General features: G+C 42.1%; 12 protein-coding genes and 1 tRNA gene. 5 read left to right on the top strand and 8 right to left on the bottom strand.

What is annotated here, in order from left to right:
• The 3 genes from Q4A73_RS04165 to Q4A73_RS04155 all read left to right on the top strand — a co-directional run.
• The coding region (locus Q4A73_RS04165; RefSeq protein ID WP_368492647.1) for a SelT/SelW/SelH family (seleno)protein at window positions 1-218 on the top strand (218 nt) is incomplete at its 5' end.
• Between the two features lie 50 nt (window positions 219-268).
• Complete coding sequence (locus Q4A73_RS04160; RefSeq protein ID WP_303206182.1) at window positions 269-1,102, top strand: hypothetical protein; 834 nt, start codon at window positions 269-271, stop codon at window positions 1,100-1,102.
• Window positions 1,103-1,140: 38 nt separating this feature from the next.
• Window positions 1,141-2,610 carry a hypothetical protein gene (locus Q4A73_RS04155; protein WP_303206181.1) on the top strand — a complete coding sequence of 490 codons (1,470 nt, stop codon included), beginning with the start codon at window positions 1,141-1,143 and terminating at the stop codon, window positions 2,608-2,610.
• A gap of 21 nt (window positions 2,611-2,631) precedes the next feature.
• On the opposite strand, the gene Q4A73_RS04150 is transcribed toward Q4A73_RS04155, so the two are convergent.
• Window positions 2,632-3,204 carry a DJ-1 family glyoxalase III gene (locus Q4A73_RS04150; protein WP_303206180.1) on the bottom strand — a complete coding sequence of 191 codons (573 nt, stop codon included), beginning with the start codon at window positions 3,202-3,204 and terminating at the stop codon, window positions 2,632-2,634.
• A 133-nt stretch (window positions 3,205-3,337) separates the two neighbouring features.
• Between Q4A73_RS04150 and Q4A73_RS04145 the strand changes: the two genes are divergently transcribed.
• Complete coding sequence (locus Q4A73_RS04145) at window positions 3,338-4,102, top strand: thiazole synthase (protein WP_303206179.1); 765 nt, start codon at window positions 3,338-3,340, stop codon at window positions 4,100-4,102.
• A 120-nt stretch (window positions 4,103-4,222) separates the two neighbouring features.
• Here the strand turns inward: Q4A73_RS04145 and Q4A73_RS04140 are convergent.
• From Q4A73_RS04140 to Q4A73_RS04120, 5 genes are all read right to left on the bottom strand, one after another.
• Window positions 4,223-4,310, bottom strand: a tRNA-Ser gene (locus tag Q4A73_RS04140).
• A 45-nt stretch (window positions 4,311-4,355) separates the two neighbouring features.
• A complete protein-coding gene (gene aroC / locus Q4A73_RS04135) occupies window positions 4,356-5,435 on the bottom strand; it encodes a chorismate synthase (RefSeq protein ID WP_303206178.1) in 1,080 nt (359 codons plus the stop codon).
• On the bottom strand, window positions 5,432-6,106 hold the full coding sequence (rnc, locus tag Q4A73_RS04130) for a ribonuclease III (RefSeq protein ID WP_303206177.1): 675 nt from the start codon (window positions 6,104-6,106) through the stop codon (window positions 5,432-5,434). Before rnc ends, aroC begins: the two co-directional genes overlap by 4 nt.
• Window positions 6,093-6,533: a ribonuclease HI gene (gene rnhA / locus Q4A73_RS04125; protein WP_303206176.1), complete on the bottom strand. Its 441-nt coding sequence runs from the start codon at window positions 6,531-6,533 to the stop codon at window positions 6,093-6,095. The genes rnc and rnhA overlap by 14 nt, the downstream gene beginning before the upstream one ends.
• Window positions 6,520-7,497 (bottom strand): hypothetical protein, encoded by a 978-nt coding sequence (locus Q4A73_RS04120; protein ID WP_303206175.1) that lies wholly within the window; start codon window positions 7,495-7,497, stop codon window positions 6,520-6,522. The genes rnhA and Q4A73_RS04120 overlap by 14 nt, the downstream gene beginning before the upstream one ends.
• Window positions 7,498-7,553: 56 nt before the next feature.
• On the opposite strand from Q4A73_RS04120, the gene dnaG reads away from it, so the two are divergent.
• Window positions 7,554-9,326 carry a DNA primase gene (gene dnaG / locus Q4A73_RS04115; RefSeq protein ID WP_303206174.1) on the top strand — a complete coding sequence of 591 codons (1,773 nt, stop codon included), beginning with the start codon at window positions 7,554-7,556 and terminating at the stop codon, window positions 9,324-9,326.
• Between the two features lie 421 nt (window positions 9,327-9,747).
• Here the strand turns inward: dnaG and rplQ are convergent, their stop codons facing one another.
• Both rplQ and Q4A73_RS04105 read right to left on the bottom strand, forming a co-directional pair.
• Window positions 9,748-10,101 (bottom strand): 50S ribosomal protein L17, encoded by a 354-nt coding sequence (gene rplQ, locus Q4A73_RS04110; RefSeq protein WP_303206173.1) that lies wholly within the window; start codon window positions 10,099-10,101, stop codon window positions 9,748-9,750.
• A 3-nt stretch (window positions 10,102-10,104) separates the two neighbouring features.
• A complete protein-coding gene (locus Q4A73_RS04105) occupies window positions 10,105-11,118 on the bottom strand; it encodes a DNA-directed RNA polymerase subunit alpha (RefSeq protein WP_303206172.1) in 1,014 nt (337 codons plus the stop codon).
• Window positions 11,119-11,124 lie beyond the last annotated feature (6 nt).

The raw sequence follows: 11,124 nt of genomic DNA, 5'->3' as shown, positions 1-11,124 counted from the left end.
TTTTTTACTGCCAAATGTGAAACTACAAACCCCAAGCTGCAAGGGTTGCAGAAGAATTAAAAAAGGACTTTGAGGACGTGGAGGTCGAGTTGCAGGTTGGCGGCAGGGGGGATTTTATCGTTGATTGTGATGGTAAAATCATCTTTTCCAAAAAGGCTCTAAAAGACGAGCGTTTTCCTGAGGTTGGTGAAATCAGTCAGCTTCTTAAGGAAAACTAAATTGCGCAAAGCTCTTAAATTTAAGGGCTTTAATAAACTAAAGGATATGAATGCCAACAATCCAAACCGATGAAGTAAGCTTTCAAGTCAATTTTTATACACAAATTTTTCCTAATGGACTTTATGATGTTAATATATCAAAAAACACAGATGGATACACAAATAACATCATTTTTGAACATAAACAAAATGTTACAAGCTACGGCAAGGCAAAGGCATTAAGTCAAGCTTTGATTTATTTAGCTAGATTTAACCGAGACGGAGTGCCTATACCTGCTAAAATTTGCCTTGTGAGTCAAGATGAAAACCGATGTTTTATTTATGATACGATTGATTATATTGAAATTATCAACGATATAGAAAATTACGCAAATTTAAAAGCAAGCGATGGTATAGCTGACTTTAAAGCAAATGAGCCGAGTGAAATCATTGAATTTGACCTAAGCTATGAGAAAGGCAAAAAAGCTATTAAAGAATTTGTAAGAGAACAAAGACATAATGTAAAAATTAACATCAACGAACATAATGTTTATGGCTGGGCAAATTTTTATTACGAAAATGCTTTAAATTTTAAACAAAAGCCCGAAAAAAAGGCATTTTTTGCCGAACTTAAAGAGCCAAAAGGCACCCTTAAAAAATACATTAATGCTTGGCAAGGACGAGAAATAGACTTTAAGTATATTATGGATATGTTAAATGACCCTATGACACAAAAAAAATTAGGAGCTTTTTATACCCCAGCTCTTTATGCGAAACTTGGACTTAACTTGGTTAAAAAAGCCGTAGAAAGAGCAATGGGGGGGGGGGGAAGACCGACTATGTCATTATTGACAGATGTGCAGGCAGTGGGAATTTGGAGCAAGAATTTGATGATGAATTACTAAGCCACACTATCATTAGCACTTATGAGCTAAAGGAATGGATGGTTTTAAAAGACAGACTTGGAGGACGCGTTCGCTACATTATACCCCCTATCCCAAAAGATAAAAAACTTCCAAATTTAAACGATGAAGGTTTTTTAAGCGGTGCAAATGCACTCAGTAAAGACCTTATTAATCATCCTGAAATTAGAAAATATTTAGATAATCCAAAATGTGCAGTCATCTTATATGAAAATCCCCCTTACGCAGAAACGACAAGCATAGAATTTCAAAAGAAAAAGAAAGGTAAAGAAAGCTCAAGCTGGAAGCAAAATTTTGTCATTAATGAGATGAAAAAAGAGGTTAAGGGTGCTGCGACAAATGATTTAGCCAACGCCTTTATATGGAGTGCTTTTAAATATTTTTTACGCGATAAACTTGATAGCTATATTGTTTTTTCGCCGATAAAATATTACAAATCACAACATTTAATTTCAAAAAAATTTATGGACGGCTACGCTTTAAATCGCAGACATTTCCACGCCCCAACTGATGCTTGTGTGAGTTTGATATGGTGGGCTAATGAAAATGATACTAAAAGCACTGAAATTTCCCTAAAGGCTATGGATATTATCAATCATCAATTAGAAAATCAAGGAGAACTAAAAGCTAAAAAGTGCTTTCATTTAATCAGCTCTAAATTTTACGAGGGAAATAGAATGAGTGATGTGGAGGGTGAGGGGATTTTGTGCGATTTAAATGGGCGTGAAAGCGACCCTTCACACAATAAAAAATTAAGTGCCACTGCTTATTTTAACAATGATGAAAAAGATGGCATTATGGGCTATTTAGCCGTTGATAGCTTTGGACTTGATAATCCTAGGCTTCACTCCTGCCTTACCATAGGGACTAAATTTAATGGACACGGCTTTTACTTACGCCGTAATAATTTTTTAGAAAAATTACCGATATTTGCCGCTTCTAAGTATCCTGACCACTGCAATGAATGGAAAGTGATGAGTTTTATTATGAAATCAGCCGACAAAGCAGAGCAGTATTTAAAAGATGTGAAAAGTGGAGCATTAGATAAATTTTTGTTTAAAACGATGTTTTGGACTTGTTTAAGTCATTATCCGCATTTAAGAAGTCTTTATGGAAGTGATGGTAGGCTTTATAAAAACGAGCTTTGTTTTGATGGGGACACTTTAGCAAAGAAAACTATGCAAGATTTTATCGATAAAGGTTATAAATTAAGCGATACAGAAAAAGACCTTTTGAACGAATTTAATGAAATTTTAGAATTTGTCAAAAAAACCGAAGAATACCGAGACGATTTTAAATACGGACTTTACCAAATCGATGAAGAAATTAACATCAAAATAGAGCAAGGTGTCAATGCAAACGGAGAGCCGAAAATGGCTTTTAAATATGGGGATTTAAATAATCAAATTAAAGCCTTTAAGGTTAAAATAAAAGAATATTATAAAGAACAACTTGTTGATGTTTTATTTGAATATGAATTTTTAAAATAAAGGCGGTTTAAAACAAACCGCCTAAGCCCTACTCAAAGGCACAAGCATACCCTCATATAAAGCCTTATAAATTTCTTCTCCACAAAGCACTTTCACAAGCTCTAAGCCGAATAAAATCGCCACAGCAGGACCTGCTGCTGTGATGACATTATCCCTTACAAGCACAGCTTTTTCAACTCTTTGTCCTCCAAGTCCCGCCTCACAGCCCGGATAACAAGCAAATTCCTCACTCAAAACCCCAGCAGCGTGTAAAACGATAGGAGAAGCGCAAATCGCCGCAACGATTTTCTTATCGCTATGAAGTTTTTTGATGATATTTAAAATCGTGCCGTTATTTTTAAGGTTTGTCATACCCTCAAAACCCCCCGGCAAGGCTATGGCGTCAAATTCCTCACCCTCCACACTTTCAAGCGAACGATCGGCCTTGATGTAAATTCCATTAGCTCCCCGCACTAAAAGCTCACTATCCAGTGAGGCGATGAGAAGCTCCAAATCCCCACTCAGCTCCCCAGCCCTTCTCAAAACATCGGCCACGCCTATGAATTCAGCCTCTTCAAAACCCTGCGCCAAAGGCAATAAAATCTTTTTGCTCATTTGTTTTCCTAAATTTTTAAGCTTACGCGATGCTAAAATTTTATAGTTTGAAAGTAAACTGAAAATATGGATAAATTTCCAAAAACACAATAAAATTATTTATAATTTTTAAGTTTTTTATAGAAAAAATGCAATGCAAAAAGATAGCTTAAAACTGGGCAAATTCGAGTTTCAAAGCCGTTTTATCCTAGGCTCAGGAAAATACTCCCTAGAGCTCATCGATGCGGCGATAAGGCAGGCAGGAGCGCAAATCATCACTCTGGCTCTGCGGCGGGTGAATTCCGGCGGGATGGGGAATATCCTTGACTTCATCCCCGAGGGTGTGACGCTTTTACCCAACACCTCAGGCGCGAGAAGGGCTGAGGAAGCCCTACGCATCGCCCTTTTGGCGCGGGAGCTTTGCGGGGCGGAGTTGATAAAAATCGAAGTCATCCGCGATAGCAAATATTTGCTGCCTGACAATTATGAAACGGCCAGGGCGGTGGAGCTTTTAGCCAAGGAGGGCTTCACGCCACTGCCCTACATGAGTGCGGACATTTATGCTGCGAGGGCGATGCGCGATGCGGGCGCGGCGGCTCTGATGCCCCTAGCCGCACCCATAGGGAGCAATAGAGGCCTGTGCGCGAGGGAATTTATAGAGATCTTGCTCGCTGAATTTGACCTGCCCATCATCGTGGATGCGGGGCTTGGCACACCCGCGCAAGCCTGCGAGGCGATGCAAATGGGAGCGGCTGGAGTGATGGTCAATACGGCTTTGGCTGAGGCTAGCAACACGCCGCAGATGGCAAGAGCCTTTGCCTTAGCCGTGGAGGCAGGCAGGGCGGCTTTTTTGGCGGGACTTGCCCCTGTGGGAGGGGCCAGGGCCAGCTCACCACTGACGGGCTTTTTGCGGGATTGAATTTTTAAAGAAACTTGATAGATATTGTCATTAGTGAAAGAATTTTTCTGAATAAATCTATAAGCTAAAAATGTACTGCGGTTTTTTGATTGGCAAAGAATGAATCAAAACGAAATAAAATGGCAGAAAGGAAGGGATTCGAACCCTCGAAAGCTTTCACTTTACACGCGTTCCAGGCGTGCTCCTTCAACCACTCGGACACCTTTCTAAGACGCAAAATTTTATCTTTTTATGATTAACATTTAAGCTCGATTTAGAAATTTTTATTCAAACAAAAAAGCTTTGAGCCTAAATTCAAAAGCAGAGCATCGGCCATCACAAGCCGCACCATCGCCGTAGCCACCACGCTGCCTCGCACCCCCACGCAAGGGTCATGCCGCCCTCTTAGCTCGCAAAGGACATTTTCGCCCGCCTCGTTCATGCTTTCTTGAGGCAAAAAAATCGAAGGCGTGGGCTTGAAATAGCTCTTAAGTTCGATCAAATTCCCGTTAGAAATCCCGCCCAAGATCCCCCCGCTGTGATTGCTCAAAAATCCCCCATCGCGCATCCTATCATTCGCCGCGCTCCCTCTCATCCTGCTTAAATTCATCCCAGAGCCTATTTCAAGGGCTTTCACGGCGTTGATGCCCATCAAAGCGTGGGCGAGCTTGGAATCAAGCTTGTCATAAAGCACCTCCCCAAGCCCCGCTCCTGCGCCACTCACCCGCGTGAAAACCGCCGCTCCCACGCTGTCTTTGTCTCTTTTTGCCTGTAAAATTTCTGCCTTGAAGGCCCCCTCCAAAGCCGCATCCAGAGCAAAAATTTCACTTTTTGCGGCAAAATCAAAGTCAAATTCCTCATTTTTAAGGGCTGAAACGCACCCCCCCACGCCAAAAATCCCGCTTCGCACCACGACGTCAAACTCGCGCAAAAGCATCCCCGCCACCGCGCCCGCTGCCACTCTGGCCGCACTTTCTCTAGCACTTGAGCGTCCCCCGCCTCGATGATCCCTCAGGCCGAATTTCGCAAAATAGCTAAAATCCGCATGCGAGGGACGAAAAATGCCCCTTAGCTCCTCGTAGTCTTTGGAACGTGCGTTTTCGTTGAAAATCACCATCGCGATGGGCTGGGCTGTGGTCTTGCCCTCAAAAATCCCGCTCAAAACCTCCACGCGATCCTCCTCCTTGCGCGGGGTGCTAAAACGGCTGCCGCCGCGGCGCTTTTGCATCTCTTGGTGCAAAAATTCCTCATCAAAGCTCACGCCCGCTGGCATCCCGTCCAAAACGCACCCCACCGCTCTGCCGTGCGACTCTCCAAAGCTCGTAAATTTCAGTTTCGTTCCAAAGGTGTTCATAGTTCTCCTAATTTTTCTAAGGTCAGTTTCGCAGCCAGTTGCTGGGCTTCTTTTTTGCTTTTGGCCGTGGCCCTTGCCCTTTCCTTGCCCTCGATTTTAAGGACGATTTCAAAGCTTTTTTGATGATCGGGTCCAAAGGCTCTCAAAAGCTCGTATTCTGGCGTTTGGGCGAATTTGGCCTGGGTGATTTCTTGAAGTTTGGTTTTGTAGTCCTTGATCAAATTTTTCGCATCGATGCGGGGAAAATTCTCCTCGATAAGCCTTAGGGCTATGCTTTTTGCCCTCAAAAAACCCGCCTCCAAATACACAGCCCCGATGAGGGCCTCCAAAGCATCCGAAAGTATGGAGGGCTTGGCTCTGCCGCCATTATTTTCCTCAGCGACTGACATCAAAATGTGCTCCCCTAAATTTAAAAATTCCGCGAGCTTGGTGAAGGATTTTTCATTGACCAGCGCGGCTCTTAGCTTTGACAAATCGCCCTCTGCGTTGTTTTTAAATTTATGAAACAAAAACTCCCCCACGATCAAATCCCACACTGCATCGCCTAAAAATTCTAGCCTTTCGTTGTTGTAAGATTTTTTTAAGCTTTTGTGCGTCAAGGCGTGGGTGAGGAGCCTCCTGTCCTTAAAATGATAGTTTAATTTTTGCTCCAAAAGTTCAATATTTCGCATCTTCCTCCCTTTGCAAAGAAAGCGCTGCCGCACGCGCTAGGGCGTCGCATTTTTCATTTTCGGCGTGTCCGTTGTGCGCTCTGATCCAAAAAGCCTGAATTTTATGCGGCCTTGAGGCTTGCAAATACTCCTGCCATAAATCGACATTTTTTTTGCCCCTAAAGCCCTTTTTGACCCAAAGCTCCAGCCACTCGTTGATGCTTCGCACCATCAAATTCGAATCGGTAAAAATTTTCACCGCGCAAGGCTCCTTAAGCGCCTCTAGCGCTCTAATAATCGCCAAAAGCTCCATGCGATTGTTCGTCGTGTTTTTCTCACTGCCATAGGATATTTTTTCGTAATTTTTATAACGCAAAATGAAGCTCCAGCCCCCAAAGCCCGGGTTTTTAAGGCAGGAGCCATCCGTGTAAATTTCAACACTCTTCATCGTTTTTCACCTCAAGTAGAATTTTACAGGCATTAAATTCGTAGCAAACGGGGCAGTGATAAAAAAACAAAGGCATGATATTTTTGCACTCCAAGCACAGATAGGAAAAGTCAAGCCGCGCTTTAAAGGCATTGTCTTTTAGGATTTTAAACATCTTTAAATTGGAATTTTTAAAGCGAAAATCCTGCCTTGCTTCCACGAGATTTAGGGCGTAAAAAAATTCGTAATATTTTGCGTCTCTTTCATTGACGGGCTTGGGATTTTTGTAAAGCAAATCGCAAATCCCCTCAAAATCCTGCTCCTTAAAAAGCCCGTATTTTTCAAAAAAAAGGCGTTTTAGGGGGGCATTATCCTTAAAATTTAGCCCCAAAAGGGCGGCCCTTTTTTCCTCCGCTGTGCTCTTCGACCTCTCTATCATCAGGGCTTTGATAAATTCGCGCTCGCTCTCCACCTCCTCACCCAGCTCAAAAAGGCAGTCCAAAAGCTCTAAATTTTCTTTGAAAAGCTTGAGTTTGAGCTGAACGATTTTTAAAAGCTTGAGGGCGGTTTTGTTGCGGGGGCGGATTTTGAGAGCGTTGTGTAAGACCTCGCGACTTTTTTCTAAAAAGCCTGCCTTAAAATAAACCAGGGCTAGGGCTAGAAAAACCTGCTCCTGCTCGTCCTTGCTGCCTGCTTTTTCTAGGGCGATGAGATAAATTTGGGTCGCCTTTTCAAACGCGCCGCTTTTGGTGAAAATTTCTGCCAAAAAGGTGAGATTGGAAAAATTTAAAGCCTCGTTGCGTAGTAGATCCTTGTGAGCGCTGGCGAGTTCAAATTTTTTAATGAATCGCCCCAGTTTCTGCTCGGCATCCTTACTCGCAAAAAGCCTCCAAATATAATGCGCAGAAGCGATGAGGAAGATCAAAACACTGAGGAAAATCAAGCCCACAATGGGGTCCCTATACTCCACAAAGAAAAAGTCCATACCCTAAAACCCGCAATTTAATGTGGCATTATAGCTAATATCGTTATAATTTTAAGATGATAAAAAATAGTTGCATTGAGCTTTTAAAACAAAGAGCGGATATTGTAGAGGTCATCTCGCATTTTGTGGAGGTGCGAAAGCAAGGAGTCTCCTATGTGTGCGTCTGTCCCTTTCACGATGATAGAAATCCCTCCATGCACATCAACCCCCAAAAGGGCTTTTACCACTGCTTTGCGTGCAGAGCAGGGGGGGATGTCTTTAAATTTGTGATGGATTTTGAAAAATTGAGCTTTGCTCAGGCCGTGGAAAAGGTGGCGCATTTGAGCAATTTTTCCCTCAGCTATACCACAGATAAAAATGAAAACAAAAGGGACCTAAAGCACATCCTGCCACTGCTCCACGCTTTTTATAAGCAAAATTTAAGCCAAAACAAAAAAGCCCTCGCCTATCTTTACGAGCGGAGATTGAGCGATGAGGACCTTAGGAAATTTGAGCTGGGCTTTGCGCCAAGCAGTGAGGAGAGCCTGCGTCTTTTGAAAAACGAGGGCATCAGCCTTGAGGACGCTCTGGCCGCAGGAGCGGTGAAAAGGGATGAGCGGGGGGAATTTTACGCGAGCCTTATCCAAAGGATAAGCTTTCCCATTTATGATTACAGGGGCGTTTTGGTGGGCTTTGGGGGCAGGAGCTTGGATGCGAATAGGGCAAAATATATCAACTCCCCCCAAAGCGCGCTTTTTGACAAAAGTCGCATTTTTTACGCCCTCCACCTCGCCAAAGAAAGCATCATCAAAAAGCGAGAAATCATCATTTGCGAGGGCTATATGGACGCCATCGCGCTTCATAAAGCTGGCTTTGACAACGCTGTGGCCGTGCTTGGCGTGGCTTTGAGTGAGCTTCACACTCCCATCATCAAGCGCTTGGAGGCTAGGGTCGTGCTGTGCTTTGATAGCGATGAGGCGGGACTTAGGGCGGCGATGCGCTCTGCCCTTTTACTCAGCACTCATCAAATCGACGGTAGGGTCGCGCTCATCAAAGGGGGCAAGGACCCTGCCGATCTTATGGCAAATGGCGAGGGAGCGAGGCTACGCGGCATTTTAGAGGGGGGGATGGAGCTTGGAGAATTTTACATCAGAATGCTCCTAAAAGAGCCTTCAAGCACGCCGCTTGAGAAGCAAAAAGCCCTTGAGAGGGTGCAAAAATATACCTTCGAACTGGAGCCCTTGGTGGCTAATTCTTATGTGGGCTTGGTGGCTGGGCTTTTGGGAGTGGGTGAGGATTTGGTAGCCTTGAGTAAAAAATCCCGCCGCAAAGTGGGGGTAAATTTCAGGCCCGGCCCTCAAATTTCACTGGGGGAACTGGAGCTTTTAAGCTACATGAAACGCAGGGCCTCGGCGCGGGAGCTTTTTGGGTGCGTCAGCGATAAGGCTTGCTTGAGGCATCAAATCCTTTTGGAGAAAATCCTTGCGGAAAAGGGGCTTGATGATGAGGATATTAGGGAGCTTGAGCTCAAAAATTTAAACCATATCAAAAACGATGGCGATTTTTTGCTAGCCCTTTGCAAAATCAACCTAGCCTTCCTCAACGCCATCCCCATCACCCACGCGCATTTAGCCCTGAAAAAACAGCTCTTAAGCCTCATCGATAAAAACGGCGAGAGACTGAAAAAAAATCTCAGCGAGGTGGAGAATTTTAAATTTTTAAAGGAAAATTTAAGTCGCATCAAGAGTGAGAAAGATCCCGTTTTGCTTGAGGATCTTTTAAGGACCTGGCATAAAATTTTTTCTCAGAAACATTTTAGCGCTTTTGATTTGGGGGATGAGCCGTTTTAGGAAAGTTTGCTTAAAATTTTTAGTCTTTGCAAAGCATATTATTTTTATGAAATTGATCTTGAAAATTACAATTTTATTAAGGCTAGAAATAATCGTTAGAAAATTGAATTTTTAAGTATAAAATTTTGCAATATACAGAGCCATGATTTGAATCACTTTTCATCATTTAGGTCTCTTTCAGAATTGCGAATTTGAATGGATTAAATTATTAAAAAAAAATTTTATTTTTCATCTTCTTAATTTAATTTATCATATTTAGTATATTTACTTAACTAATATTGTTTGTATTTATTTTGCCGGTAAAAATAAAAGATAAATTTTCAAAACAAAAGCGTTAAAATTGCATCATAGAGCTTTCAATCTGTAGCAATCATCAATTGATAAATTGATCGAACTTATAAATGCAAAGGATTAATCTTAGCTACTCCACAAATTCAATGAAGGCCATTTCAGCAGCATCACCGCGTCGAATTCTCGTTTTGATGATTCTCGTATAGCCACCATTTCTTTCTTTGAATAGTGGAGCGATTTCGCTCACCAACTTATGAGTTGCACTCTTGTCTTGTAGGGCGGCAAAAACCGCCCTATGGGCATTAAAATCGCCCTCTCTAGCTTTGGTAATGAGTTTTTCCACATAGCCTCTCAATTCTTTAGCTTTGGGAAGAGTTGTTTCAATCTTACCATTACTTACAAGAGCTATGGTAAGATTTTTAAGCAAAGCAGCACGGTGCGATGAAGTCCTGCCGAGTTTTCTGTATCCGTGTTTATGTCTCATTTTTTATCCTTCGTTTTGCGCTTTTAATTCTTCAATTTTTTTCTTAAGCAATTCTTTATTATCGTGAAGTTTAGAAGTGCCAACAGCAAAGCCTATGCTATCCATGATGTTTTTGATTTCTTCAAGAGATTTTTTACCCAAATTTTTAATCCCTGTAAGTTCACTAACGCTCATCAAAGCGAGCTCACCGATATAAACAATACCTGCTTTTTCAAGGCAATTATAACTCCTAGCGCTCAAATTCAAATCGATAATATTTTGCAGCAGTTTGGTATTTTCAAGCTCTGTATTTGAAACCTGAGCCTTAATCACTGTCCTAGCATTGGTGATTTTATCAAACACAGATAATTGTTTATACATGGCTTCCAAAGCATTTTGAAAAGCTTCATTGGGAGTGATTTGTCCATCAGTTTTAATCGTAAGTACGACCTTTTCATAATCTGGATTATCCTCAAACAACACTTTTTCAATATCATAAGTCGCTTCTCTGACAGGAGTGAAAAAGGCGTCCAAAGCTATAAATTTAGGATCATTTAGCCCTTCTTTAATCTCTTCGCTTGGCACATAACCAATGCCCCTTTCAATCACAAGACTGAATTTTAAATCCGCATCTTCGTTGATGGTCGCAAGATAAGCATCGCTATTCACCACCTCAACTTGAGCGTTATTCAAATCTTTTCCATGAATTTCTTTGGGCCCTTTGAAGTGGAATTCAAGCTCTTCTTTTTGTTCATTGTTTTTAAGCTTGAAACGCAATTTTTTAAGATTGATAATAAAAAGCGCCACATCTTCTAACATACCACGCATACTATCAAACTCGTGAGCCACACCCTCAATATAAACAGCAGTCGGCGCATAGCCTATGGTGCTAGTATAAAGCAGTCGACGTAAAGGATGCGCTAGGGTAACTCCATAGCCTATTTCAAAAGGCCAAGCACTGATTTTAGCTACATTATCGCTGATGCTTTCTATGGTAAATTCTGTCGGCGTATAAGCAGATATTGTAATGTTTCTCATCGTTAG

It is taken from the genome of Campylobacter sp. (genome assembly GCF_030528245.1).
In the GTDB taxonomy this organism is placed as follows: domain Bacteria; phylum Campylobacterota; class Campylobacteria; order Campylobacterales; family Campylobacteraceae; genus Campylobacter_D.
This window is presented reverse-complemented; position numbering and strand designations above follow the sequence as displayed.

Excerpts from the sequence above, each read along its gene's own strand:
- rnc (WP_303206177.1), bottom strand. The coding sequence starts at position 6,106 with ATGCGAAATATTGAACTTTTGGAGCAAAAATTAAACTATCATTTTAAG.
- dnaG (WP_303206174.1), top strand. The coding sequence starts at position 7,554 with ATGATAAAAAATAGTTGCATTGAGCTTTTAAAACAAAGAGCGGATATT.
- Q4A73_RS04145 (WP_303206179.1), top strand. The coding sequence starts at position 3,338 with ATGCAAAAAGATAGCTTAAAACTGGGCAAATTCGAGTTTCAAAGCCGT.
- Q4A73_RS04160 (WP_303206182.1), top strand. The coding sequence starts at position 269 with ATGCCAACAATCCAAACCGATGAAGTAAGCTTTCAAGTCAATTTTTAT.
- Q4A73_RS04155 (WP_303206181.1), top strand. The coding sequence starts at position 1,141 with ATGGTTTTAAAAGACAGACTTGGAGGACGCGTTCGCTACATTATACCC.
- aroC (WP_303206178.1), bottom strand. The coding sequence starts at position 5,435 with ATGAACACCTTTGGAACGAAACTGAAATTTACGAGCTTTGGAGAGTCG.
- Q4A73_RS04105 (WP_303206172.1), bottom strand. The coding sequence starts at position 11,118 with ATGAGAAACATTACAATATCTGCTTATACGCCGACAGAATTTACCATA.
- rplQ (WP_303206173.1), bottom strand. The coding sequence starts at position 10,101 with ATGAGACATAAACACGGATACAGAAAACTCGGCAGGACTTCATCGCAC.
- Q4A73_RS04120 (WP_303206175.1), bottom strand. The coding sequence starts at position 7,497 with ATGGACTTTTTCTTTGTGGAGTATAGGGACCCCATTGTGGGCTTGATT.
- Q4A73_RS04150 (WP_303206180.1), bottom strand. The coding sequence starts at position 3,204 with ATGAGCAAAAAGATTTTATTGCCTTTGGCGCAGGGTTTTGAAGAGGCT.
- rnhA (WP_303206176.1), bottom strand. The coding sequence starts at position 6,533 with ATGAAGAGTGTTGAAATTTACACGGATGGCTCCTGCCTTAAAAACCCG.